Genomic DNA, 25,570 nt, shown 5'->3' with positions numbered 1-25,570 from the left:
GGCGGTTCGTCGGAGGCCTCCTCCTTCCCTGGTTCGGCGTCGTCCGGAGAAGGCAGCGTCGCTGGCGTGCATCCTAGTCCTGGCCGAGCCTTGCGGTGACGAATCGATCTCTGCGGGTGAGATCCTGGCGCAGCCGTACGTCGCGCCAGCCGTTGTCTTCGGAGAACTGCAGGTAGACGGCCCTGCCCTGCTCGTCGGCGTGTTCGACGGCGACCCAGCCGCCGGGCCGCAGCAGGCGGCGCGCGGTGCGCTCGACCGCCCGCACCTCGCCGAGCCCGTCGTCGCCGGTGCCGTAGAGGGCACGGACCGGGTCGTAGTCGCGCACCTCGGGGTCGCGCGGCACGGCGCCGGGCGGGATGTAGGGCGGGTTGGAGATGACCAGGTCGACCTTGCCGTTGAGCTCGGGCAGGGCCTCGGCCAGATCCTCCGGGTGCAGGTGGGTGCGGCCTTGACCGTGTTCGGAGATGTTGCGCTTGGCCCAGGTGTAGGCGTCGGGGTCGACCTCGACCGCGTGCACCTCGGACAGCGCCACCTCCTGCGCGATGGACAGCGCGATGGCGCCGGAGCCGGTGCCGAGGTCGACGACGAGCGGCGCGGTCACGTCCATCGCGCGCAGCGTCTCGATGGCCCAGCCGGCCATCACCTCGGTCTCCGGGCGCGGCACGAAGACCCCGGGGCCGACGGCCAGGTCGAGGTAGCGGAAGTAGGCGTGGCCGGTGATGTGCTGGAGCGGCTCACGCGCCTCACGCCGCGCGACGCCCTCCCAGAACAGCGCGTCGAAGTCGGCGTCCTTGACGGTGTGGAGCTCGCTCCTGCGTACGCCGTGGACGAACGCCGCGATCTCTTCGGCGTCGGTGCGGGGTGACGGCACCCCCGCCTCCGCCAGCCGGGCGGTGGCCAGGGCGATCTCGTCCATCAGAAATGTCATGAGTGCTGTGCGAGCTTCTCCGCCATCTCGGCGTCGATGAGGGATTGGGTGACGGCGTTGAGCTCTCCGTCGAGAACCTGGTCGAGGTTATACGCCTTGAAGCCGACGCGGTGGTCGGAGATGCGGTTTTCCGGGAAGTTGTAGGTGCGGATCCGCTCGGAGCGGTCGACGGTGCGCACCTGCGACTTGCGCTCGGCCTGGGCGGCGGCCTCGGCCTGCTCCTGCGCCACGGCCAGCAGGCGGGCGCGCAGGATGCGCAGCGCCGACTCCTTGTTCTGGAGCTGGCTCTTCTCGTTCTGGCAGGAGACGACCACGCCGGTCGGCAGGTGGGTGATGCGGACCGCCGAGTCGGTGGTGTTGACGCTCTGCCCGCCGGGGCCGCTGGAGCGGTAGACGTCGATGCGCAGGTCGTTGGGGTCGATCTGGACGTCGACCTCCTCGGCCTCCGGGTAGACCAGCACGCCGGCGGCGCTCGTGTGGATGCGGCCCTGCGACTCGGTGACGGGCACCCGCTGCACGCGGTGGACGCCGCCTTCGTACTTGAGCCTGGACCACACGCCCTCGTCGCCCTTGGCCTTGATCGCGACCGTGACGTCCTTGTAGCCGCCCAGGTCGGACGGCTGGCTGTCGATGATCTCGGTCTTCCAGCCGATGCGCTCGGCGTAGCGGAGATACATGCGCAGCAGGTCGCCGGCGAACAGCGCGGACTCCTCACCGCCCTCGCCCGCCTTGATCTCCATGATGATGTCCTTGTCATCGTTGGGATCACGCGGGATCAGCAGGTGTCTGAGCCGCTCCTCCAGCTTGGGGATGCGTTCCTCGATCTCCGCCGCCTCGGCCGCGAACGCCTCGTCCTCGCCGCCGAGCTCCTTGGCCGCGGTCAGGTCGTCGCGGGACGCCTCCAGCTCCCGGTAGGTGGCGATGATCGGGGTCAGCTGGGAGTAGCGCTTGCCGAGCGTACGGGCCCTGGACTGGTCGGCGTGCACGGCGGGATCGGCGAGCTGCAGCTCCAGCTCGGAGTATTCCTTGAGCAACTCGTCGAGGTTCACCGTCGGGTCCTTCGTCGTGTGGGCTGTGTCCGAACCAAGAACGCCGGCCCGCCGCACGGTCGTGCGTCGGGCCGGCGTCGGTGAAGCTACTTGCCCGAGGCCTTCTTGCCGAAGCGCTTCTCGAAGCGCGCCACCCGGCCACCGGTGTCGAGGATCTTCTGCTTGCCGGTGTAGAACGGGTGGCAGGCAGAGCAGACGTCGGCGTGGATCACGCCGTTCTTGGCGGTGCTGCGGGTGGTGAACGTGTTGCCGCAGGAGCAGGTCACCTGCGTCACGTGGTAGTCAGGATGAATGTCGCGCTTCATGGCTGTCCTTTCGGGTGCGGTCGCCGGGTCGCCAGAAGAGTGCGACGGAGCGCAGAGGGCGGGAGCCGGTACCGCGAAAATCGGTCAGCTACCAGTGTGCCAGATCGTTCAACCGTCCAGCGCCGCCCGGCATTCCCGTCGATCTCGACGACGCCCGGGAGTCGAGAACGCGAACAGGCGGCGGGGTCGCCCCCGCCGCCTGCCGGTGGTCGGCCGCTAGTCGCGGTCGTTGTTGACCGTGGTCTTCTGGACCTGGAGCAGGAACTCCGCGTTGGACTTCGTGTCCTTCATCCGGTCGAGAAGCAGCTCCAGCGCCTGCTGCATGTCGAGCGCGTGCAGCACCCGGCGCAGCTTCCAGACGACCTGAAGCTCCTCGCGCGCCATGAGGATCTCTTCCTTACGGGTGCCGGACGCGTCGACGTCCACCGCGGGGAAGATGCGCTTGTCGGCCAGGGACCGGTTGAGCTTGAGCTCCATGTTGCCGGTGCCCTTGAACTCCTCGAAGATGACCTCGTCCATCTTGGACCCGGTCTCGACCAGGGCCGTGGCGAGGATCGTCAGCGAGCCGCCGTTCTCGATGTTGCGGGCGGCGCCGAAGAAGCGCTTGGGCGGGTAGAGGGCCGTGGAGTCGACACCACCCGACAGGATGCGCCCGGACGCCGGGGCCGCCAGGTTGTAGGCGCGGCCGAGGCGGGTGATCGAGTCGAGCAGGACGACCACGTCATGGCCGAGTTCCACCAGGCGCTTCGCGCGCTCGATCGCCAGCTCCGCGACCGTGGTGTGATCTTCGGCGGGACGGTCGAAGGTCGAGTGGATGACCTCGCCCTTGACCGAACGCTGCATGTCGGTGACCTCTTCGGGCCGCTCGTCCACGAGCACGACCATGAGGTGGCACTCGGGGTTGTTGCGGGTGATCGCGTTGGCGATCGCCTGCAGCACCATCGTCTTGCCGGCCTTCGGCGGCGAGACGATGAGACCGCGCTGGCCCTTGCCGATCGGGGAGACGAGGTCGATGATCCGCGTGGTGAGGATGTTCGGCTCGGTCTCCAGGCGCAGGCGCTCCTGCGGGTAGAGCGGCGTGAGCTTGTTGAAGTCGGGCCGGTTGCGAGCCTGCTCCGGGTCCATGCCGTTGACGGTGTCGAGGCGGACCAGGGCGTTGAACTTCTCGCGCCTCTCACCGTCGCGCGGCTGACGCACGGCGCCGGTGACGACGTCGCCCTTGCGCAGGCCGTTGCGGCGGATCTGGGCGAGCGAGACGTACACGTCGTTGCTGCCCGGCAGGTAGCCGCTGGTCCTGACGAAGGCGTAGTTGTCGAGGATGTCGAGGATGCCGGCGATCGGGATGAGGACGTCGTCCTCGCCGATCACGGGCTCGCTGCTGTCGAAGCGGTCACGGCCGCGGCCGCGGTTGCGCTCCCTGAAGCGGCCCCGGCGGCCACGACCACCGCGGTCGTCGTCGCCATCGCTCCCCCGCTGGTCGTTGCCACGCTGGTCGTTACCGCGCTGGTCATTGCCACGCTGGTCGGAGCGGCTGCCCGCGTCGGCGGCGCGCTGGTCGCCCCCGCGGTCGTTGCCGCGGTCATTGCCACGGTCGTTGCTGCGGTCGTTGCCGCCACGCTCGCCACGGTCGCCGCGGTCGCCGCGCTCACCGCGGTCGTTGCCGCCGCGGTCACCGCTACGGTCACCGCCGCGGTCGCGGCGCTCGCCGCGGCTGCGGCGCTCGCGCCGGCTCTCACCGCGCTCGCCGCGCGGGTCGCCCTGCTGGGTGTCCGCGGCGGGCTGCTCGATGACGGGCTCGGCCGGGGCCACGACGGGCTCGGCGGGAGCGGTCACGGCGACCGTCTCGGCCACCGGCTCGGCGGCCTGCGGAGCGGGCTCCTCGGCGGCCTTGGCGCGGGAACGTTCCCTGCGCGCCCGGGTGGGGCGCTCCACGGCGGGCGTCGCGTCCGCCACGGCGGGCGCCTCGGCGGCCGGGGCCGCCGCGCCTTCTCCGGAACCGCCACCCTGCTTCTCCTGGATGGCCGCGATGAGCTGGCTCTTCCGCATCCGCCCGGTCCCGCTGATGCCCAGCTCAGCAGCCATCTTCTGCAGCTCGGGCAGCACCTTGGCGGACAGGCCGGTGCCGGAGCGACGCGCGCGGGGCTTGGCCGCGGCGCGAGTGGGGGTGTCGCCGGACGCCGCAGTTGTGCCTGGTGCGTCGGAGAGGAGTTCGGTGGTGTCGCTCAACTAAAAGGTCCTTCCCAGGGGTCGGGCGCCGGCTTCATTCGGCCGGGCGTCCCGGAGGTGCTTGCGATCCGGCGGGACAGACCGGGTCGGGGTGCACATTTGCGATCTTCGGCCGCCGCTGGGGACGGTCGCCACTCTAGGCAAGGGGCTCGTCCAGGTCGCCACAGGACGGTGGCGCGTGGATGACACCCCCCAGATTGCTGCCGACGACCAGATGCCGAGGTGATCGAACGCGCAGGTCCCCGTCGACGCCGCCTCACGTCGGGCCAACCGGGTGTGGGCCAACCGGAGGCGACGGATTCCGGGGAGACAGCCGCGCTGCTCACGCCTCGCGACGTGAAGCATGATGCAGCGATGTGTGGCTGACAAGCACGCACCCAACAAGGGGGCACCTGGTGCGGCTATCAGCCTAACATCACCAGCGCACACGGCTATTCCCTGAAGGTCTAGAGAGGCATCAGCGTGTCTCGGGGAACTGAACGTTCGCACCAATCGGGTCGACGTCCATTAGCTGGATGTGCCAGTCAGTACCCACTTCTGGCGCGATCAAATCCTGCGGATCCGAGGTCGAAAACGCAAGGACCGTGGGACCCGCTCCCGAGACGACCGCGGGCACGCCCACTGCACGGAGCCGTTCTACCAGATCAGCGCTCTCCCGCATCGCAGGCGCGCGGTAGGGCTGGTGGAGCCGGTCCTCGGTGGCGGCGAGCAGAAACTCCCGCTCCGGCCGCTGGGTCAACGCCGCGATCAGCAGCGCGGCCCGGCCGGTGTTGAAGGAGGCGTCCTTGTGGGGCACGTCCTTCGGCAGCAACCCCCTGGCGGTCTCCGTGTCGAGCCTCGTCGGCGGGACGATCGCGACAGGACGGATGGCCGCGTCGGGTGTCAGCTTCACCATACGCGGTGCGCCGTCATGCTCGCTCCAGGCGATGGTCAGGCCTCCGGCCAGGCACGGAGCCACATTGTCGGGGTGGCCTTCCATCTCGGTGGCGAGCGCGAACACCGCCTCGTCGCTCAACTCGACGCCGGCCAGCGCCCGCGCCGCGAGGATGCCCGCGCAGATGGCCCCGGACGAGCTGCCGAGCCCCCGCGCGTGCGGGATCCGGTTGCGGCACCGCAGCCGGATGCCGACCGGCTGGGTCACGCCCATCAGGTCGTACGTCCTGCGCATGGCCTTGACGACCAGGTGGCCCTCACCGGTGTCGACCTGGCCCGCGCCCTCGCCCTCGATCTCGACCGTCACGCCCGGCTCGTCGGTGACCGTGGCCTCGACGTCGTCGTACAGCGTGAGTGCCAGCCCGAGGGTGTCGAATCCCGGCCCGAGATTGGCGGACGTGGCCGGCACCCGTACCTCGACGGTTCTCATTCTTCACCTTTCCCCGTGAAACCCGGGAGTCCCGGAAACCCCGTGAACGCTGTGAGCCCCGGAACGCGACGGCCTTTCACGCCCCTCGTACCTGTCCCCGCCAGGCCCCCGCAGGAGCCCGCGCGTGCGAGCGGCGCCCGTCGCAGACGGCGCCTTTCGGACACCGCCGATGCCCAGCCTGCCGCATGCCCGATCTCCCCGCGCACGCGGGGGTCACCCAGGATCAGGCCAGGTTGAGGGCCGAGGCGGCCGCGTGGACGTCGATGGGGATGGTGACCGGGGCCGGAGCGCCGGAGATCGCCCAGTCGGGGTCCTTGAGCCCGTTGCCCGTGACCGTGCAGACGATCCGCTGCCCGGGGTCGACGAGGCCCTCGGTGTGCGCCTGGAGCAGGCCCGCCACGCTGGCGGCCGAGGCGAGCTCGACGAAGACGCCCTCTTCCTGGGCCAGCAGCTTGTAGGCGGCCGCGATCTGCCGGTCGGTCACCTTGTCGATCAGGCCGCCGGACTCGTCCCTGGCGGCCGTGGCGAGCTGCCAGGAGGCGGGGTTGCCGATGCGGATGGCGGTGGCGATGGTGTGCGGGCGGGTCACGGGGGCGCCGTCGACGATGGGCGCGGCACCGCTGGCCTGGAAGCCGAACATGCGCGGCCGCCTGGTCGACACCTTGTCGTCGGCGTACTCCTGGTAGCCCATCCAGTAGGCCGAGATGTTGCCGGCGTTGCCCACCGGGATGCAGTGGATGTCGGGGGCGTCGCCGAGCGTGTCGACGATCTCGAAGGCGGCGGTCTTCTGCCCCTGGAGGCGGAACGGGTTGACCGAGTTGACCAGCGCGATCGGGTAGTTGGACGACAGCTTGCGGGTCATCTCCAGGCAGTCGTCGAACGACCCCTCGACCTGCAGCAGCGTCGCGCCGTGGACGAGCGCCTGGGCCAGCTTGCCCATCGCGATCTTGCCGCGCGGCACCAGGACGGCGCAGGTGAGACCGGCGCGGACGGCGTAGGCGGCGGCCGAGGCGGAGGTGTTGCCGGTGGAGGCGCAGATGACGGCCTTGGCGCCCTCTTCCACGGCCTTGCTGATGGCCATGGTCATGCCGCGGTCCTTGAAGCTGCCGGTCGGGTTGGCGCCCTCGACCTTGAGGTAGACCTCGCATCCGGTCAGGGCGGAGACGCGGTGCGCGGGCACCAGCGGCGTGCCGCCTTCGAGCAGCGTGACGACGGGCGTCTTGGGGGTGACCGGAAGACGCTCGCGGTACTCCTCGATGAGGCCACGCCAGGACCTGCTCATGACTGTCTCCCTACCTGCGATGTTCCGCACCGAGTGTACGGGGTGGGCAGGGTGTGCGAGGCGCTCGGGGCCGAGCTGTCAAGGCTCTGACAAGACGCCGTCACATGTCCATTATTCAGCAAATTCCCAGCATCTCCCGATAGGGTCTCCGCAGGGGGTCATCCACATGAACGCGCGTCCTGCTTTGCCGCAGAACGACTATTCGGCCGTGTCGCCGCCCGAGCTCGGCTCCTGGTCTCCGGCCCTGTCCGTGAGCGTCGTGATACCCGCCCGCGGCGGGCCTCATCTGGATCTGACGCTCGCCGCGCTGGCGGCGCAGACGTACCCGGGCCACCTCATGGAGGTCCTGGTCGTGGACGACGGCAGCGAGCCGCCCATCGAGCTGCCGGAGCTCCGCCCGGACAACACCAGGATCGTCCGGCCGGCCTCCGGCTGGGGCATCGCGAACGCCGTCAACACCGGCGTCAAGGCCGCCGACGGCGAGATCATCCAGCGCCTGGACGCCGACATGGTGCCCTGCCGCGAGCACATCGAGGCGATGGCCCGCTGGCATCACGTGACCGACTATCTGGTCACGATCGGCATGAAGAAGTTCGTCGAGGCGCCGCCGCTCACCGCCCGCGAGGTGTTCGAGGCCCGGCGTCTGGACGAGCTGTTCGACCTCGACAAGGCCGTGGCCAGCTCGACCGAGGCGACGATCGCCAAGACCGACGGGCTGCGCCGGAGCCGCAACCCCTACCACGTGTGCACCGGGCCGACGGTCGCCCTGCCGCGCGAGGTCTTCCACGCCGTCGGCGGCCTGGACCCGCACGTGCTGCGGGGCGAGGACACCGAGTTCGCCTACCGGCTGGCGATGCACGGCGTGGTCTTCGTACCGGAGATGGAAGCGCAGGCCGTCCACCTGGGGCTGCCCGCGCAGCACCGCGACCGGGAACGCGCCGTGCGGGCCGTCGGGCCCTACCTCGCGCACCGCGTCCCGCTCCGCCGCGACCTGCGTAAGGACCGGGGGCGGCGGTGGCTGGTGCCGTACGTGGAGGTGGTGCTGGACGTCACCGACACCGCGGAGCCGGTCGTGCGGGAGGCGGTGTCGGCGGCGCTCGACGGCAAGCTGCACGACGTGGTGGTGACGCTGGTCGGGCCGTGGTCACGGCTGCGGGAGGGCCGCCGGTCCGTGCTGTCGGACCCGTGCTTCGAGCTGTGGCTGCTGCGTGACCTGTTCGGGTACGACGACCGGGTCCGGCTCATCGACGAGGCCGCGCCGACCCCGGCCCCGGCGCCGTTCCGCTACCGGGGGCCGGTGGACGTGCCCCTGCACCGGGCCACGCTGGAACGCATGATCGAGACGGTGCAGAAGGACCTGACGGGCGTCCTGGTGGTGGACCTGCCGGACGGCCGGGAGGCCCGGCTGGAGCGCACGTCGGCGCTCGCCCGCGCCCGCCTGCTGGCCGGTCCCGGCGAGGACCTCGACGCGGTCATCGGCATCACCCACGGCGTGCGTCACGTCGCCCCCGACCGCTACTGGCCCAGGCCGAAGGAGCAGGCCCCGGCCCCGGTCACCATCCCGGCCCCGGACCGGACCCTCCTGGCCCGCCTGAAGTCCGCGCTCCGCCCCGGCTGAGCCGAGGGTCCGTTACTTGCGGAGGGCCCGCTTCACCCTGGCCGAGAGCGCCGCGGGCAGGGTGCGCTGGCGGCGGTCGGCGGCGGCGAGGTCACGGCGCAGGCCCGCGACCTCCTTGCGGAGCGCGGCGATCTCCCGGCGGTACTCGACGGCGCTCTTGCGCCACTTGCCCGCCTCGTCGCGCCACCTGGTCACCTCGCCACGCAGCCGCTCCGACTCCTTGACCAGGCGTTCGGCCTCCTCCTTGGCCTTGAGCCCGGCCCGGTACGCGCTCCGGCGGCCCTGCGGCTCGGGCTGTTCGGTGGCGAATCCGCAGGTCTCGCCGGCCACCCAGACGACGCCGGACACCTCGTCCACCACGTCGTCGAGGTCCTCTTCCGGCCCGGCCAGCAGGCGGGCCCTGGCGAAGGCCGACGTGCGCTCCAGCCGCGCGGACACCACCCCGTCGGCCGTCTCGTCGAGCAGCACGTTGACCAGCCCGAGCCCTTCGGTTCTGGCGCGTTCGAGCAGCGCGGCCACGGAGTCCTGGCCGGGCGCCCAGCCGGGCGGCAGCCGCAGCACGTACGGCACGGCGGGGTCGACGTGGCCGGAGGTGGCCAGCCGCACCCGGGGCTCGAACTCGTAGTGCCCGTGGACCAGCACCAGCTCCAGGTTCGGGTCCCGGAGGGGGGCGCGGCGGTCGCGTTCGAGCGTGTCCCAGGGTCCGACGATCACCACCCGCAGGTCGTGCGCGGTGCCCGCGAGCACCGCGTCCACGGTGGCCCGCACGGAGTCGTACCCGGCGGTCCCGTCGACCAGGACCTCCACGTACGGGATCTTCCACTGCCGGTCGGGATGGCGGCGCAGCCAGCGGTAGGCGGGGATGCGGTCGCCGACGAAGGCGTAGCTGACCCGGTCGATGCGTTCCTTGTGGCGCATCCGCATGGTGGGGCCGAGGTGGTAGGCGCGGGCTTCCGGCTCGGGCACGAACACGGCCCCGGCCTGCATGAGGCGGTAGCCCATCTCGGTGTCCTGGCCGAGGATCAGCTCGCCGTCCATCGGCCCGGCGGCCTCGACCAGCCGGGCGTTCACGGAGGTGGCGCCGCCGACGTGCAGGCTGAAGGGCCGCTCGTGGTTGTCGGTGAGCCCGCCGGTCCGCTCGACCAGCCGGACGATCCAGGCGTGCGGCTCGGCGGGTTCGAAGTACGCCTCGAGGTCGTCGGGCAGTTTCTCGGGCAGCGGGGCCTCGGAGAAGCGCAGGTAACCGGTGACAGCGAGGTAGGGGGCGGCGTGGTGCCAGCGCATGTGCGCCATGACCGCGCCGGCGGTGGGCACGACGTCGGAGTCGAGCCAGTGGATCACGTCGCCCCGGGCCTCGGCCAGCCCGGCGTTGCGCGCGTTGCCGCGGCCGGGGGCCTCGCAGCGGATCATCCGGGTGTGCGGCGGGCAGTCGGCGGGCAGCCGCAGGGGCGGGGTGCTGCCGTTGTCGACGACGATGACCTCGGTGAGGTCGGCCGGGTAGGTCTGCCTGGCGAGCCCGGCGAGCACCAGGTCGAGCTTGTCCTGACCGCCGTAGGCCGGGATGATCACGCTCACCCGCAGCTCCGGCGTGAAGTTCTCGGCCGGCCGGATGGCGCGGTGGTCGTTGCCGCGTACTCTCATGCCGCTTCCATCAGCAGGCTGGGGCGGAAGCCGTGCCACTGGTTGGCGGCGACCTTGACGAAGTGGGCCAGCGGCAGCCGCCACGTGTGCTGGGCGCTCAGCCCGCGGCGCAGCACGTAGCCCAGCCCGTGGGTGCGGTAGATCCGCGCCCCGGCCGCGGCGGCCGCCTTGAGAAACTCGCGATCCACTGCTTCACGCAAAGCAGGAAACCCTCCTATTTCCCGAAATTTCTCCCGGGACAGCACAATCGTCCCACCTGCCACGTGATCCGCCCACACCTCGCTCGGGTACGAAGCCCCGCTCGCGAAGGTCGTCCGCCTGATCGTCAGATTGAGCGGCTCCAAATAGAAGAACTCGCCCGCGACGCCCACCACGTCCGCCCCCGAGTAGGCGGCCGCCAACAGCAGGTCGGACAGGTGGTCGGGACCGTACCAATCGTCGTCGTCCCACTTGGTGAGGTAGTCGCCGCCGGCCGACGCGGCGGCCCGGTTCAGCACCTCGCCGAACGGGACCCCGGCGTCCGCCTCCACCCAGCGCACCGGCAGCGGGCAGCCCTCGACGGCCTCCCGTACCTGCTCGAACGCGATCCCGTGCAGCCCCAGCAGCACCTCGGCCCGCACCCCGCGCTGGCGCGCCATCTGGCTCAGCGCGGACGCCACGAACTCCGGCCGTTTGGTCGCCATCACCACGCTGACCAGCGGCTCCGCCGGGTGCCGCGGCGCAGCCAGCCGGCGCAGCCGGATGCTGTGCTCCTCGCGCCGCAGGTCGGCCAGGCACCGCGCGGTGCCGTCGGGCTCGTGCGCGAGCCAGGCGCGGTCGGTCAGCAGCGCGGCCGGCCCGGCCGGCACCCACGCGGGCGCGTCGGCCGCTGTCAGCGGCACCCCGGCCGCGGCCAGCCGCATGATGCCGTCGAGCGGCACCTCCTGCCGCGGCCACGCGATCTCCAGCCCGCGCAGCGCCCGCAGCGCCGCCTCGTCCGAGTCGTCCGGCCCGTCCACGACCCACGCGCCGGCGCGCCAGACGAGGCGGGCGAGCCCCTTCTCCGGCGTGCGCGCGTAGCCGCATGGGGTGAGGGACATCGCCACTGCTCCTGAGGACCGGAAACTCGAACCGGTCGCCTACCTTACGCCGCTTTTTACACATGCGTACGCATGCGGTGCGCTTTTCCCGGAAACCCCTCAGGCAGGTCACAGCACGCATTCAGCATTTCTTACGCGTAGTGACATCGGTCCTGCCCGAGGGCACGCATGGTGGCGGACGAAATCGTCCCGTGATCAGCGAGGGCCGATCACGGGACGGAAACGACGAATGGCGGCTACTCGTCGCCCTCGACGCGCATCACGCTGGCCACGGCCCGGACGATGTCGAGCTCACGCAGGCCCTCCATCGTCGCCGTGAGGGCCGCGTCGGTGGCGCGGTGTGTGACGATGACGAGCTGGGCGTCGTCGCCGTGCCCCTCCTGACGCACGGTCTGGATGGACACGTCGTGCTTGGCGAACAGGTCGGCGACCCGGGCCAGGACACCCGGCTTGTCGGCGACGTCCAGGGCGACGTGGCAGCGGGTGACGGTCTCGCCCATGGGGTGCACGCGCAGCGACGCGTAGGTCGACTCCTCCGGCCCGCGGGCGCCGGCCAGGCGGTTGCGCGCGACGGCCACCAGGTCGCCGAGCACGGCCGAGGCCGTGGGCGCGCCGCCCGCCCCCTTGCCGTAGAACATGAGCTGCCCGGCCGACTCGGCCTCGACGAAGACCGCGTTGTAGGCCTCGCGCACCCCCGCCAGCGGGTGGGACCTCGGGATCATGGCCGGGTGGACCCGGACGCCGACGGACCGGCCGTCGTCGGAGCGGGCGCAGATGGCCAGCAGCTTGATGACGTAGCCCATGGCCTTGGCCGAGGCCACGTCGGTGGCGGTGATCTCGGTGATGCCCTCGCGGTGGACCTGGTCGGCGGTGACCCTGCTGTGGAAGGCCAGCCCCGCCAGGATGGCGGCCTTGGCCGCGGCGTCGAAGCCCTCGACGTCGGCGGTCGGGTCGGCCTCCGCGTAGCCGAGGGTCTGGGCCTCTTCCAGCGCGTCGGTGAACGACGCGCCGGTCGAGTCCATCTTGTCGAGGATGTAGTTGGTGGTGCCGTTGACGATGCCGAGCACGCGGTTGACGCGGTCGCCGGCGAGCGACTCGCGCAGCGGGCGCAGCAGCGGGATCGCACCGGCCACGCTCGCCTCGAAGTAGAGGTCGCCGCTGCCGGACCTGGCGGCCTCGTACAGGCTCGCGCCGTCCTCGGCCAGCAGCGCCTTGTTGGCGGTGACCACCGACTTGCCGCGGTTGAGCGCGGCGGTGATGAGCGAGCGGGCGGGCTCGATGCCGCCGATGACCTCGACGACGATGTCGACGTCGTCGCGGGTGACCAGCGACTCGGCGTCGGTGGTGAGCAGGCCGGGGTCGACCTCGACGTCGCGCTTGCGGCCGAGCCTGCGCACGGCGACGCCGGCCAGCTCCAGCGGGGCTCCGACCCGGGCGGCCAGGTCGTCGTGCTGCTCGTGCAGGAGCCGGATGACCTGGGAGCCGACCACGCCACAGCCCAGCAGGGCCACCTTCAACGGTTTCACAGCTGCCCCCTCAACAGGTCGTCCTCGGTCTCGCCCCGCACGATCACCCGGGAACGGCCGTCGGAGACGGCGACCACGGCGGGCTTGGGCAGGTAGTTGTAGTTGCTGGCCAGGGAGCGGCAGTAGGCGCCGGTGGCGGCCACCGCGACGAGGTCGCCGGGCGCCAGGTCGGCGGGCAGGTAGCAGTCGCGCACGACCATGTCGCCGCTCTCGCAGTGCTTGCCGACGACGCGGCTGAGCATGGGGCCGGCGTCGCTCTCGCGGCTGGCCAGCACGACGGTGTATTCGGCGCCGTACAGAGAGGTGCGGACGTTGTCGCTCATGCCGCCGTCGATGCTCACGTACGTGCGCAGCCCCTCGACGTCCTTGACGGTGCCGACCTCGTAGAGAGTGATGCCGCCCGGGCCGACGATGGCGCGGCCCGGCTCGACGGTGAGGCGGGGCACCGGCAGCCCGGCGTCGGTGCAGACCTTGCGCACGATCTCGCGCAGGCCGTCGGCGATGGTCTTGACGTCGAGCGCCTCGTCGCCGTCGACGTAGGCGATGCCGTAGCCGCCGCCGAGGTCGAGCTCGGGCAGCACGACGCCGTACTCGTCCTTGATGCGCACCAGCAGCGTGGTGAGGCGGCGGGCGGCCACCTCGAAGCCCGCGGTGTCGACGATCTGGGAGCCGATGTGGGAGTGGAGGCCGACCAGCTCCAGGGACGGCAGCTCCAGGATGCGCCGCACGGCCTCGGCGGCGGCGCCGGAGCTCAGCGACAGGCCGAACTTCTGGTCGTCGTGGGCGGTGGCGATGAACTCGTGGGTGTGCGCCTCGACGCCGGTGGTCACCCGGACCATGACCCTGGGCCGCTTGCCGAGCTGCGCGGCGAGATAGCCGAGCCGGGCGATCTCCTCGTAGGAGTCGACGACGATGTGGCCGACCCCCGCCTCCAGGGCCCGGGTCAGCTCGGCCGCGGACTTGTTGTTGCCGTGGAGGGTGATGCGCTCGGCGGGGAAGCCGACGCTGAGCGCGACGGCCAGCTCACCGCCGCTGGCCACGTCGAGGCCGAGACCCTCGTCCTGGAGCCAGCGGACCATCTCCTTGCACAGGAAGGCCTTGCCGGCGTAGTGGACGTCGGATCCGGCGAAGGCGGTGACGTAGTCGCGCATGCGCGAGCGCACGTCGTCCTCGTCGATCACGTAGAGCGGGGTGCCGTGCTCACGAGCCAGGTCGCGGACGTCGAGCCCGCCGATCGTGAGCGCGCCATCGGCCCTGCCGGACGTTCGCGGCCAGATCGCGGGGTTGATCCGGTTGAGGTCGTCGGGCGCCAGCGGGGGGCGCTCGTGGGGCGGCGTCTCGGCGTGCCGGTCCCCGGCGGGGTGGGCGAATCGACTCACCCGATCGAGGCTATCGGAACGGCCCCTCTGCCCGTGCCCGGTGCTCACCTATCGAGACGCTATCACCGGCCGCGCCGCGAAGATTTTACGCATTTTCGCCCGGAAGGCAGGTTTTTCTTATATCCGATCCGGCCCTGTCAGCACGCTCTCCACCGCCCCCGCCAGCCGCACCCGTGCGGTGTGCACCGGCTCGGGCGACGCGTCGCCCATCGGCACGGCCGGGGCGTGTTCGTGCGCGTCGTGGTAGGCCAGCGCGAGCCGCACCAGCCACGCCTCCCAGCCCGGATCGCGGCTCGCCGCCCGTCCGGGCAGCTCGGCCAGCACCCGCAGCACCGCCCTGTCGTACGGGGAGGTCAGCAGCTCGGGCCGGAACCCGCTCGCCGGCACCCCCAGCTCGCGGGCCCAGCGCCGCACCGCCACCGCCCGCGCGTGCCCGTAGCGGACCACGAACCCGGGGTTCTCCCACGTACGAGGGAGGTCCGGCCAGCCGGGATCGGCCAGGGCGGGCGGGTCGAGGTCGTCCAGGAGCGCGCCCGGAACCTCGACCACGACCCGCACGAACCCGTTGGGCAGCGCCTCGGCCCGCGTCACCCCCGCGAGCCCGCGCAGGCGTCCGGCCAGGTCCGCGGCCGGCACCCCGCGCCGCAGCGCGGCGGGCGAGACGTAGGCGGCCTCCCCCGCCCACGTGCCGTCGGGCACGGGCGGCTCGCCGAGCACCGCGGCCAGCCGCGCGGGCGTCACGGATCCGGCCCCGTCAGATGAGCGCGTGCGGCTCGGCCGAGCCGTACTCCACCAGGTGGGCCGCGCCGAGCAGCCACCGGTCCTCGTCGCGCACCCGCACGTAGCCGAACCGGTCGGCGGAGAACACCTTGACCCCGTCCTGCCTGCACTGGCGCATGAGCACCTCGTCCCAGCCCTCGGTGAGGTCGGCGAAGCCCAGCTCGCGCAGCGGGTTGCGGCGGGCGAGCAAGGTGGCGCCGGCGATCTCCGGGAGGTAGGAGTATTCGGCGTCGGGCTGCTTGAGCAGCGTGGCCTGCGGCTTGCGCAGGTGGGCGTAGAAGGCGCTCTTGCCGACGATGTCGGCGGTCGTGAACAGGAAGGCGCGCCGCAGGTCGGACAGGTAGTGGGAGCCGTAGACGTCGCGCGGGTCCATGACCGCGACCAGGTCGGCCTCGCACAGGTCGAGCCCGCGCCCGAGCATGGCGCCGACGGTCAGGTCGGAGCGGAGCGGCCGGTGGATCACGTCGACGTCGGGCATGATCTCGCGGGCCCGGCGCTCGGCCTCCAGCGGGCCGACGACGACCAGCTGGGACACCCCGTTCTGCCGGCCGACCTGGGCCAGCGCGTGCTCCATCCGCTGGGGCTCGGGGATGACCAGCAGGACGGAGGTGTCGAGGGTGGCGCGGGCGCTGGGCAGCCCCACCTTGTCGAGCAGCTCGTCGATCCGCTCGCTCATGGTGCCGCTGTCGTAGGCGCGGCGCAGCGCGACGTGCGCGCGGCGGGTGTCGGGATCCTGGCCGATCGGGGTGCCGCAGGCGGCGATCTCGGCCAGGCGCCACATCGGCGTGCCGGGCGGGCAGTCGACCCCGGCCGGCCAGCGGTAGGAGGTGAGCACGTCGGGGTAGGCCAGGTGGCCGGGGAGCAGCTGGTCGAGGGTGAGCACCCGGTCGATGCGGCCGCCCGTCAGCGGGAGCGGGTTGTGGACCCGGGGCTGGACGCCGAACTGCAGGCGCGGCCAGCCGACGGTCAGGTCGGTGGTGAAGCGGTGCTCGAACAGCTCGGCGGCCGCGGCGTAGGCCGACACGTCGCCGCGGGTGTGCCAGAAGACGGTGCGGATGCCCCGTTCGGCGCACCAGGCCAGCAGCGCCTTGAGCCCATCGCCCGGCTCGCCGCGCAGCTCCTCGGCCCACGGCCCGGTGGCGACGGACTCGACCACGAGCAGGTGGGGCACCTCCAGCGGCAGCACGCGGGCGAAGTCGCGGGGCGTGAACCCGGTGGTCTGCCGCCACTCGTAGCGCAGCAGCGCCTCGGCGTGCGGCTCGGCGATCACCGCGGCGGTGATGTGGGGCCGGGTGTTGGGGCCGGTCGGCACCCGGAACGGCTTGAGCTTGAACGACTCGCCCGCGAGCGTGCGGGTCGAGGCGGTGGCCTGGAAGGCGGCGCCCGGCCGGTCGTCCTTCTGCCGGTCGGCGGCGACGGGCTTGCGCTTGGGGGCGATGGGCCGCTTGACGGGCTTGGTGGCGCCCTTGAGCTCCTTGGCCAGCCGTACGGGGTTGCTCTTGCCTGTCTTGATCGCGTCGCCGAGCCGGCTCCACCGGGCGACCTTGATCGACTTCAGCTTCCAGTTGGCCACCTCGGCCTGGTAGCGCTGCTCGGCCAGCTCCTTGCGGAGCTTGTCGGCGGCGGCGCGCTCGCCCTCCAGCGCCTCCTCGGCCGCGGCCAGCCGCTCGGCGAGCGCCTTGGCCTCGTCGGCGTGCCTCTCGGCCTCGGCCAGCCTGCTCTGTGCCGCGTCCAGCAACCTGGCCAGCTCGGCCGCGTGCTCGGCCTGCGCGACCGCCTCACGCAGCGCCTTGCGCGTGCTCTCCAGCTCCGTGGACAACTGGACCTCCGTCTCTCAGCCCGGCAAAGGATACTCTTTGCGGGAAGCGGCTCGAAGGGAAGAGATCCGGTGCAGTTCATCGTGCGGCCCTATGTCTGCGGCGGTCTCGGCCGGATCGACGGCGCCATCATCGGCAAGCTGTCTTCCGCCGGCCCGCGCGTGCGCCCGGCCCTTCAGACGGCCGAGGCGGCGCTGTTCAGCTCCGCCCCGCTGCCTCCCTACCAGCGTTCCGGCGAGGCGTTCGCGTTCTCCTGGGGAGAGCGCAAGCCGGCCGCCGACCGGTCCGCCCCGGTCTCCGACTGGATGGCGGTCGCGGAGACGTACGAGACTCCCGGCCTGATCGGCGACGGCCCGCGCACCACGCTGCACGCGGGCGCGCTCGGGCTGGTCGACGTCTATTACGTGCGGATCGGCGAGGCGGTCTACTTCTCGTCCCTGATCCAGCCGCTGATGGCGCTGGTGCCGCTGGAGATCGACTGGTCGGCCTGGGCGTCGATCCTGCGGGTGACGTTCCCGCTGGGCGAGGCCACTCCTTACCGGGAGATCAAGCGGCTGCCCGGCTCCGGCGCGCTGGTGTGGGACGGCGAGCGCCTGTCGACCGAGCGCAGGCTGCCGCGCTGGCTGCGCGAGGAGCCGTACGAGACGTGGGTCAGCGCCGGCGAGATCGTCGAGCTGCTGCACGAGGTCTACAAGGACTACGACGGGCGCAAGCTGCTGGTGCCGATCAGTGGCGGCTACGACTCGCGGCTGCTGGGCAGCGTGGCCAAGGCCCGCGGGTTCGACGTGGAGTCGTGGACCACGAGCCCCGACGACGGCACCGACACCGACATCGCCTTCGCCCGAGCGATCACCCGCGAGCTGGGCATCCCGCACCGGGTGATCACCCAGGACCCTGCCGCCTACCCCGGCGACGCCGCCGAGGTGGCGCGCAGGCTCGAATACCTGACGCCGCACCACGCGTGGTACGCCCCGTTCGCCCAGGAGGTCCACGAGTCGGGCCGGGTCCTCGTCGACGGCCTGGCGGGCGGGCCGCTGCTGAAGAACTTCATGGTCAGCGGCGCCGCGCTGGAGGCCACCAGCCAGGCCGAGCGGTCGGCGGCCGTGCTGGGCTCGCTGAGCCTCGGGGCGCCCTCGAAGCCGTTCCTGTCGGAGGCGGCCGAGGAGTGGACCGCCGAGGCGGTGCGCGAGCAGTTCGGCGCGGCCACCTCGATGCTCCACGGCCACCGGGCCGAGCTGCCCCTGTCGGTGCTCCACACCCGCACGGTGCGCGGCATCGCCCGCTCGGCGGTCAACCTGGTGGGGCCGGAGGCGTCGTTCGCGGCGCCGTTCATCCACCCCGACTTCTTCGACGCGGCCCTGTCGGTGGGCGTGGCCCGCAAGGACAAGGGCCGCTTCTACCGCGAGGTGCTGCACGCCGCCGATCCGCGGGTGGCGGCGCTGCCCTCCACCAACGTGGTCAAGCAGCCGCTGCGGCGGGTGCCGTTGCGCTCCACGGCCGCCCCGGCCCGCGACTACTCCCACCGGATGCTGCGGGTGGTGGCCACGCGGGTGCCCGGCCTGCTGTCGGACGAGCTGCACGCGGTGGTCGCGGACGGCCCCGACGCGCTGACCCGGTTCAACGGGTGGAACGACCGGTTCTGGGTGCGCGGGCTGGTGCTTTTCGGACTCTGGCTGAGCGACTTCGAGAACGATCTGGGTGACCTGTCTGCCCCGTTCTAGTTACACCGAGAAGAACGCACAGTAACATCACGGTTACGGGGCGATCTCGGGGGTATTACTGCCCGCACAGCACAAGCGGGTTCCGGAAAGCCAACGGGCTGGTAGTGTTCGGCCCGTAAGCGCCGCACAAGCGGGTGCCGGATCACAAATCCGGGCCTGTCGAGGGCATGGATTCGCAGGGATGACGACTCCACGCGGCGCGGTCACCAGATATGAACGCCGGGGTAACCGGTGACTTCGTCCTGCCCACATCTCTTACTGTGAGCGACACATGATCAACGCATCCCCATCACCGGAGCCGGTGGCCGAGAACTTCATCTCGGAAGATCCGGCCTGGTACAAGCGGGCGGTGTTCTACGAGGTCCTCGTGCGGGGGTTCAAGGACTCCAACGGGGACGGCACAGGAGACCTTCGCGGCCTCGTCGAGAAGCTCGACTATCTCGAGTGGTTGGGCGTCGACTGTCTGTGGTTGTTGCCGCTCTACGAGTCGCCGCTGCGCGACGGCGGCTACGACATCTCCGACTACATGAAGATCCTGCCGGATTTCGGAGATCTCGCCGACTTCATCCAGCTGGTCGAGGCCGCTCACGAGCGCGGCCTGCGGATCATCACCGACCTGGTGATGAACCACACCTCCGACCGGCACCCCTGGTTCCAGGCGTCCCGCCACGATCCCGAGGGGCCGTACGGCGACTTCTACGTCTGGTCGGACGAGCCGACGGGCTACCCGGACGCGCCGATCATCTTCATCGGGGCGGAGGAGTCCAACTGGACCTGGGACCCGGTGCGCAAGCAGTACTACTGGCACCGTTTCTTCCACCACCAGCCGGACCTCAACTACGACAACCCCGCGGTGCAGGAGGCCATGCTGGAGGTGCTGCGCTTCTGGCTCGACCTGGGCATCGACGGGTTCCGGCTGGACGCGGTGCCGTACCTCTTCGAACGGGAGGGCACCGCGTGCGCCGGCCTGCCGGAGACGCACGCCTACCTGAAGAAGATCCGCGCCGAGGTCGACCGTCTCTACCCCGACCGGGTGCTGCTGGCCGAGGCCAACGGCTGGCCGGAGGACGTGGTCGAGTACTTCGGCGACCCGACGGTGGGCGGCGACGAGTGCCACATGGCCTTCCACTTCCCGCTGATGCCGCGCATCTACATGGCGGTGAAGAAGGAGACGCGCGAGCCGATCTCCGAGATCATGTCCCGCACGCCCAAGCTGCCGGACACCGCGCAGTGGGGCATCTTCCTGCGTAACCACGACGAGCTGACGCTCGAGACGGTGACCGAGGAAGAGCGCGACTACATGCACAGCGAGTACGCCAAGGACCCGCGGATGCGGGCCTACCTCGGCATCCGCCGCCGGCTGGCGCCGTTGCTCGACAACGACCGCGACCGGATCGAGCTGTTCACCGCCCTGCTGCTGTCGCTGCCCGGCTCGCCGGTCATGTACTACGGCGACGAGATCGGCATGGGCGACAACATCTGGCTGGAGGACCGCGACTCGGTGCGCACGCCGATGCAGTGGAGCCCCGACCGCAACGCGGGCTTCTCGCACGGCGACCCGGGCCGGCTCTACCTCCCGGTGGTCATGGACCCGATCTACGGCTACCAGGCGATCAACGTGGAGTCCCAGCAGCGCAACGAGGGGTCTCTGCTCAACTTCACCCGCAAGATGCTGCAGATCCGGCGCAACCACCCGGTCTTCGGGACCGGCTCGTACACCGAGATGTGGTCGTCCAACCCGTCGGTGCTCACGTACGTGCGCGAGGAGCGTGACGACGTGATGCTGTGCGTGAACAACCTGTCGAAGTTCCCGCAGCCGGTGGAGCTGGACCTGCGCCGGTTCGAGGGCATGACGCCGGTGGAGGCGCGCGGCGGCGTGCACTTCCCGGAGATCGGCGACCGGCCCTATCTGCTGACGCTGCCGGGGCACGGTTTCTACTGGTTCGCGCTCCGGCGGGAGGCCGTCACCTCGCGGTGACGGGCACCTGGGCACGGGCCGCGCGGCGGGCGGGGATCAACGCCACCGCGAGGGCCGTGCCCACGGCCAGCAGCACCGCGAGCGCCAGCGTCACCGGCGAGGGCGGGCGGCCGATCCCAGCGCCCACCCCGCTGGTGTGGCCCTGCAGGTCGATCAGCCCGGTCACCACCGACACCCCGGCCACCGCGCCCGCCACGACGCCGAGCACCACCAGCAGGCCGGTGCCGGTCACCAGCGTGGCCATCACCTGGCGCGGCGTCAGCCCCATCGCCTTCAGCACGGCCAGGTCGGCCGCGTGGTCACGCAGCCCGAGCGCGCTGGCCGTCAGCAGGTTGGCCAGGCCGATCAGGGTGAGCACGGCGATCAGCGCCACGATCACCACCCGGATCATCGCCAGCCGGTCGGCGGGGTTGACCGCCGCCTGCATCTCCAGGTTCTCTCCCGACTCGGCCAGCAGCCGCGCCGCCACCTCGTCGCGGTTGGCGCCCGCGTGCAGGGCCAGCGCGTAGTACTCAGGCGGCACGGAGTCCTTGGCCGCCAGGCTGTCGAGCCCCACCGACAGCACCTCGCCGTCCTGGTCGGGCTCGACGGTACGGCCGACGACGCGCACGATCAGCGGCGAGCCGCCCACGGTCAGCCGGACCCGGTCGCCGATCTTCACCCCGAGCAGGTCGAGCAGCCCCTGCCCGGCCACGGCCTCGCCGGGCTCGGCGTACATGCGGCCCTCGACGACGGGGAACGGGTAGCGGTCGGAGGCCGAGCCGCCGATGGCCCGGACCCGCACCGAGCGGCCCTCACCCGGGGCCAGCGCGTTGACGTCGGTGCCGGGGTAGACAGCGGCCACGTCACGGTCGGCGCCCACCAGCCGGGCGGCGTCGGCCGGGTCCGTCTTACCGGGCCGCACGTACAGCGAGGCGTGCTGGCCGACCTGGTCGGGGTTGCGGGCGAAGTTGTCGAGGGTGGCCCACACGCCCAGCCCGATGGTGACCATCATCATCGGCACGGCCAGCCCGAACACGGTCAGGAACGCGGGCACCCGGCGGGTGAAGGCGTCTCTGGTGCCCAGCACGAGCGCGGGCGGGAGCCGTACCAGCAGGGCGAGCCTGGCCAGCCGGGACAGGTGGCCGCCCGGCGGCAGGGCGGGCGCGGCCGGGATGGGCGGGGTGCGCCCGCCGCGCCAGGCCGGCACGCCCACCGCGGCCAGCACCACCAGCGCGGTGCCGGCGATGATGGTGAGCACGGGCATCGGCGCCACGGAGGTGGCGCCGAGCGCGATCACGGTGGCGGTCCAGCCGGCGACCGCGCCGAGCGCGACGCCGAGCAGGCCGAGCGCGCCATGCTCGACCAGCAGCAGCATCGCGACCTGGCCGCGGGTGAAGCCCATGGACTTGAGCGTGGCCAGGTCGCGGAGCTGGGCCAGCACCCGGCCGCCGGCCGCGTTGGCCAGCGCGAGCGCCGCCGCCACCAGGCCGACCACGCCGAACAGCGCCAGCATGGTGCCGAGCAGCCGGTTGTCGAGCTCCATCGCGGCCCTGATCTCGCGCCAGGTGTAGAGCCGCTGGAGCTGGTCGTCCAGCATGACGACGACCCGCTGGGAGACCACCTGGGCGGCGTCGGCGTCGGCCAGCCGCAGCCCGGTCACCCACTCGCTGCGGCCGAGCATCGGCTCGATCCGGTCGAGCGCCTGGGGCAGCACCCAGGCCAGGCCGGGCGTCCACTCGGGGTAGAAGCCCTGGTCGGCTGAGTCGGCGATGCCGCGTACGTACAGGGTGTGACGCTGGCCGCTGAGCGCGATCACGGTGAACGGGGCGCCGATGCGCAGCCGCAGGTCGCGGGCGAAGGAGCGCTCGACGACCACGCCGTCGGGGTGGGCCGGGTCGAGCCAGCCGCCCTCCACGATCGCGGGGTGCGCCACGCGGGGCGGCGTGGCGGGCATCGCGCGCAGCGAGGCGGGCTCCCGTCTGCCCTCCTGCAGGGCCGTGACGGGGGCCGACCGGTACGGGCCCGCCGTGGCGGTCACCCCGTCGAGCGCCTGGACGCCGGCCAGCTGGGCGGTGTTGTCGCGGGTGTAGAGCCAGACGTGGGCGCCCTCGGTCTGGGCGAACAGGCCGCGCCACGGGTTGGTGGAGTCTTCCAGGAGCGTCACCGCGGTGATCAGGGCGGCCACGATGCCGGCCACGGCGAGCACGGTCAGCGTCGCCTGGCCCTTCCGCGCCCGCAGGTCCGCCCTGATCCAGCGGCTGCCCGCCAGTGCCGTGCTCATCGCAGGTCGATCACTTCTCCGACGGTGCGCCGGCGGGGCCTGGCGATCCGGCCGTCGTCCACGATCTCGCCGTCGAGCAGGCTGACCACCCGGTCGGCGAGCGCGGCCACGCGGGCGTCGTGGGTGACCATGACGATCGTCTGGCCGTCCTTGTGGACCTGACCGAGCAGGCGGAGCACGTCGCGGGTGTTGCGGCTGTCGAGGTTGCCGGTGGGCTCGTCGGCCAGCAGCACGGCGGGCTGGTTGGCGAGCGCGCGGGCGAGCGCGACGCGCTGCTGCTCGCCGCCGGAGAGCTGGGCGGGCGCGGCGTCGGCGCGGTCGGTGAGGTTGAGCGCGCCGAGGAGGCTCTCGCGGCGCTCGCGGGCCTCCCTGGGCGAGGCGCCGGCCAGCAGGGCGGGCAGCTCGACGTTGTCGGCCACGGTCATGTTGGCGACCAGGTTGAAGAACTGGAAGACGAAGCCGACCTTCTTGCGGCGCAGCAGGGCCCAGGCGCTCTCGGAGAGGGTGTCGGCCCGCTTGCCGTCGAGCCAGATCTCGCCGCTGGTGCGGGCGTCGAGGCCGCCGAGCATGTGGACGAGCGTCGACTTGCCGGACCCGGACGGGCCCATGATGGCCACGAACTCGCCCGCCTCCACCTGGAGGTCCACCCCGCGCACCGCGGGCACCGGCACCGCGCCGTCGGAGTAGATCTTCACCAGGTTGACCGCCTTGAGCACGGGCTGGTCACTCATGCGAGGTCCTCCTGACACCGTTCGAGCCAGTCGAGATCGGCCTGGAGATGCAGCATGGCACCTTCGATGAGCAGTGTCGCGAATTTGTCTTCGGGCGAGGTGCGGTCGAGCAGCTCGTTGAGGTCCTTCATCAGCGACAGGTAGTGGCGGCGCTGCCGGTTGATCAGCACCATCCGGTCGGCGATGCCGGTCATCGGGGCCAGCACGAGCTTCATGAAGAACTCGTCGCGCACCCGCGGGCCCTCGGTCGGTTCGTCCACCCACAGGTGGAGCACGTCGCGGCCCTTGGCGGTGAGGTAGTAGACCTTCTTGTTCGGCCGGTTGGACTGCTCGACGTCCACGGCGCGCACCAGGCCGTCCTTCTCCAGCCGGCCCAGGGTCACGTAGATCTGGCCGATGTTGGGCGACGGGTATGCGCTGCCGAAGGTCTGTTCAAGTGCCTGTTTGAGCTCGTAGCCGTGGGCAGGCTCCTTGGCCAGAAGCGCCAGCAGGTGAAGCCTCACCGCCTCACCTCCCCGTGTGTTACGGATGCGTTACATGCATTGCCGTTGACCACCAGATTACCGGTGTGCATAACATGAATGCATCTACCTAACACGTATGTAACCTCTTCGCACAAGGAGGAAATAGCGGTGCTCCGTCGTCTGGCGCTCGTCCTGGCCGTCCTCGCGGCGTCCGGATGCGCGGCGGCTGGCGATGAGGGTGGCGGCACGTCGCGGGCCGGAGGCACCGGCCCGATCACGTTCGCCACCGGGCGCGACACCACGGCGTACCTTCAACCCTTGCTGGATCGCTGGAATCAGGCCCACCCGGCCGAGAAGGTGACGCTCATCGAGCTGCCCGAGGCGGCCGACGAGCAGCGCGCCCAGATGGTGGCCAACCTGCAGGCCCGCAGCACCCGTTACGACGTGCTCGGACTGGACGTGGTGCTGACCGCGGAATTCGCGGAGAACGGCTGGATCATCCCCTTGGAGCGCGGGTCCTTCCCGCTCGACAAGTTCCTGCCGCCCGTCGTGAAGACCGCGATCTACAAGGACAAGCTGTGGGCGGTCCCGTACACGAGCAACGCGGGGCTGCTCTACTACCGCACCGACCTGGTGAAGAAACCGCCCCGGACGTGGGCGGAGCTTCGCGAACAAGCCCAAAAGATCACGAAAAAGCACGATATCGAGGGTTATGCCGGGCAGTTCCTCGCGTACGAGGGGCTGACCGTCAACTTCTCCGAGGCCGTGCAGTCGGCGGGAGGCGAGATCCTCAGTGCCGACGGCACTCGGGTGACCCTCGACCCCGCCTCCGCGACGACCGCGCTGGAGTTCCTCCAGCAGGGCCTGCGTGAAGGCTGGATCCCCGAGGAGTCGCTGAACTACAAGGAGGAGGAGTCCCGCCTGGCCTTCCAGGAGGGCAGGCTCGCCTTCGCGCGCAACTGGCCGCACGCCTACGGGCCGGCCAGGAACAGACTCGGTGACAAGGTGGCGGTGACCATGCTGCCTGGCCTCGACGGGCCGGGCACCAGCTCGCTGGGCGGCATCAACCTGGCGATCAGCGCCCACTCACGACACCAGCAGACCGCGACGGAGTTCATCCGCTACTTCACGAGCCTGGAGAACGAGCGCCGCGTGCTCACCGAGGGTTCCTTCCCTCCGGTGTGGACCGAGCTCTACGACGACCCCGAGCTGATCGAGCGCTTCCCCTACCTGCCCGTGCTCAAGCAGAGCATCCTCGCCGCCGAGCCGCGCGCGGCGAGCCCGCACTACAACCAGCTCAGCCTGGTGATCGCGAGCACGGTCGCCAAAGCGCTCAACCCCCCGGTCAACGAGCCCGCCGACGATGTGGCGGCCTCGTTGAAAGCCGAACTTGAAGAAATCATCAGAACCCAGTGAGGCA

The 25,570-nt window shown here is 71.3% G+C and carries 19 protein-coding genes; 4 read left to right on the top strand and 15 right to left on the bottom strand.

Annotation, left to right across the window (positions count from 1 at the left end):
• Positions 1 to 73: 73 nt before the first annotated feature.
• The 6 genes from prmC to thrC form a co-directional block, all read right to left on the bottom strand.
• On the bottom strand, positions 74 to 928 hold the full coding sequence (prmC, locus tag ACGFI7_RS05355; protein ID WP_393399370.1) for a peptide chain release factor N(5)-glutamine methyltransferase: 855 nt from the start codon (positions 926 to 928) through the stop codon (positions 74 to 76).
• Positions 925 to 1,977 (bottom strand): peptide chain release factor 1, encoded by a 1,053-nt coding sequence (gene prfA, locus ACGFI7_RS05350; protein WP_393399368.1) that lies wholly within the window; start codon positions 1,975 to 1,977, stop codon positions 925 to 927. The genes prmC and prfA overlap by 4 nt, the downstream gene beginning before the upstream one ends.
• An 86-nt stretch (positions 1,978 to 2,063) precedes the next feature.
• Positions 2,064 to 2,282, bottom strand: a complete 219-nt coding sequence (gene rpmE, locus ACGFI7_RS05345; RefSeq protein ID WP_148033924.1) for a 50S ribosomal protein L31 — start codon at positions 2,280 to 2,282, stop codon at positions 2,064 to 2,066.
• Between the two features lie 216 nt (positions 2,283 to 2,498).
• Positions 2,499 to 4,508 (bottom strand): transcription termination factor Rho, encoded by a 2,010-nt coding sequence (gene rho / locus ACGFI7_RS05340; RefSeq protein WP_393399366.1) that lies wholly within the window; start codon positions 4,506 to 4,508, stop codon positions 2,499 to 2,501.
• 457 nt (positions 4,509 to 4,965) lie between these two features.
• Entirely contained in the window at positions 4,966 to 5,871 is a 906-nt protein-coding gene (gene thrB, locus ACGFI7_RS05335; protein WP_393399363.1) for a homoserine kinase, read from the bottom strand.
• Between the two features lie 223 nt (positions 5,872 to 6,094).
• Entirely contained in the window at positions 6,095 to 7,153 is a 1,059-nt protein-coding gene (gene thrC, locus ACGFI7_RS05330; RefSeq protein ID WP_393399361.1) for a threonine synthase, read from the bottom strand.
• 166 nt (positions 7,154 to 7,319) lie between these two features.
• Here thrC and ACGFI7_RS05325 point away from each other — a divergent pair, with 166 nt between their 5' ends.
• Positions 7,320 to 8,771, top strand: a complete 1,452-nt coding sequence (locus ACGFI7_RS05325) for a glycosyltransferase (protein WP_393399359.1) — start codon at positions 7,320 to 7,322, stop codon at positions 8,769 to 8,771.
• 12 nt (positions 8,772 to 8,783) lie between these two features.
• On the opposite strand, the gene ACGFI7_RS05320 is transcribed toward ACGFI7_RS05325, so the two are convergent.
• The 6 genes from ACGFI7_RS05320 to ACGFI7_RS05295 form a co-directional block, all read right to left on the bottom strand.
• The gene (locus tag ACGFI7_RS05320; protein WP_393399357.1) at positions 8,784 to 10,412 is read right to left on the bottom strand and encodes a glycosyltransferase; all 1,629 of its coding nucleotides are present in this window, start codon (positions 10,410 to 10,412) and stop codon (positions 8,784 to 8,786) included.
• Positions 10,409 to 11,491: a glycosyltransferase family 2 protein gene (locus tag ACGFI7_RS05315; RefSeq protein ID WP_393399355.1), complete on the bottom strand. Its 1,083-nt coding sequence runs from the start codon at positions 11,489 to 11,491 to the stop codon at positions 10,409 to 10,411. Before ACGFI7_RS05315 ends, ACGFI7_RS05320 begins: the two co-directional genes overlap by 4 nt.
• 236 nt (positions 11,492 to 11,727) lie before the next feature.
• Positions 11,728 to 13,017: a homoserine dehydrogenase gene (locus ACGFI7_RS05310; RefSeq protein WP_393399352.1), complete on the bottom strand. Its 1,290-nt coding sequence runs from the start codon at positions 13,015 to 13,017 to the stop codon at positions 11,728 to 11,730.
• Positions 13,014 to 14,396 (bottom strand): diaminopimelate decarboxylase, encoded by a 1,383-nt coding sequence (gene lysA, locus ACGFI7_RS05305; RefSeq protein ID WP_393399350.1) that lies wholly within the window; start codon positions 14,394 to 14,396, stop codon positions 13,014 to 13,016. The genes ACGFI7_RS05310 and lysA overlap by 4 nt, the downstream gene beginning before the upstream one ends.
• A 117-nt stretch (positions 14,397 to 14,513) precedes the next feature.
• Entirely contained in the window at positions 14,514 to 15,137 is a 624-nt protein-coding gene (locus ACGFI7_RS05300; protein ID WP_393399347.1) for an anticodon-binding protein, read from the bottom strand.
• Positions 15,138 to 15,150: 13 nt separating this feature from the next.
• On the bottom strand, positions 15,151 to 16,995 hold the full coding sequence (locus tag ACGFI7_RS05295; protein WP_393399345.1) for a hypothetical protein: 1,845 nt from the start codon (positions 16,993 to 16,995) through the stop codon (positions 15,151 to 15,153).
• A 69-nt stretch (positions 16,996 to 17,064) separates the two neighbouring features.
• Between ACGFI7_RS05295 and ACGFI7_RS05290 the strand changes: the two genes are divergently transcribed.
• Together ACGFI7_RS05290 and treS are read left to right on the top strand one after the other, a co-directional pair.
• Positions 17,065 to 18,714, top strand: coding sequence for an asparagine synthetase B family protein (locus ACGFI7_RS05290; protein WP_393399342.1), 1,650 nt, complete (start codon positions 17,065 to 17,067; stop codon positions 18,712 to 18,714).
• Positions 18,715 to 18,985: 271 nt separating this feature from the next.
• Entirely contained in the window at positions 18,986 to 20,692 is a 1,707-nt protein-coding gene (gene treS, locus ACGFI7_RS05285) for a maltose alpha-D-glucosyltransferase (RefSeq protein ID WP_393399340.1), read from the top strand.
• On the opposite strand, the gene ACGFI7_RS05280 is transcribed toward treS, so the two are convergent.
• From ACGFI7_RS05280 to ACGFI7_RS05270, 3 genes are read right to left on the bottom strand one after another with little or no spacing between them, the layout of a single operon-like run.
• Complete coding sequence (locus ACGFI7_RS05280) at positions 20,679 to 22,955, bottom strand: FtsX-like permease family protein (RefSeq protein WP_393399338.1); 2,277 nt, start codon at positions 22,953 to 22,955, stop codon at positions 20,679 to 20,681. The two genes, treS and ACGFI7_RS05280, sit on opposite strands and share 14 nt — an antisense overlap.
• Positions 22,952 to 23,686 (bottom strand): ABC transporter ATP-binding protein, encoded by a 735-nt coding sequence (locus ACGFI7_RS05275; RefSeq protein ID WP_393399336.1) that lies wholly within the window; start codon positions 23,684 to 23,686, stop codon positions 22,952 to 22,954. The genes ACGFI7_RS05280 and ACGFI7_RS05275 overlap by 4 nt, the downstream gene beginning before the upstream one ends.
• Positions 23,683 to 24,189: a PadR family transcriptional regulator gene (locus ACGFI7_RS05270; protein ID WP_393399333.1), complete on the bottom strand. Its 507-nt coding sequence runs from the start codon at positions 24,187 to 24,189 to the stop codon at positions 23,683 to 23,685. Before ACGFI7_RS05270 ends, ACGFI7_RS05275 begins: the two co-directional genes overlap by 4 nt.
• Positions 24,190 to 24,318: 129 nt before the next feature.
• On the opposite strand from ACGFI7_RS05270, the gene ACGFI7_RS05265 reads away from it, so the two are divergent.
• Positions 24,319 to 25,566, top strand: a complete 1,248-nt coding sequence (locus ACGFI7_RS05265) for an ABC transporter substrate-binding protein (RefSeq protein WP_393399331.1) — start codon at positions 24,319 to 24,321, stop codon at positions 25,564 to 25,566.
• Positions 25,567 to 25,570: the final 4 nt, after the last annotated feature.

The organism is Nonomuraea sp. NPDC048826 (genome assembly GCF_043198225.1).
Lineage (GTDB): Bacteria > Actinomycetota > Actinomycetes > Streptosporangiales > Streptosporangiaceae > Nonomuraea.
This window is presented reverse-complemented; position numbering and strand designations above follow the sequence as displayed.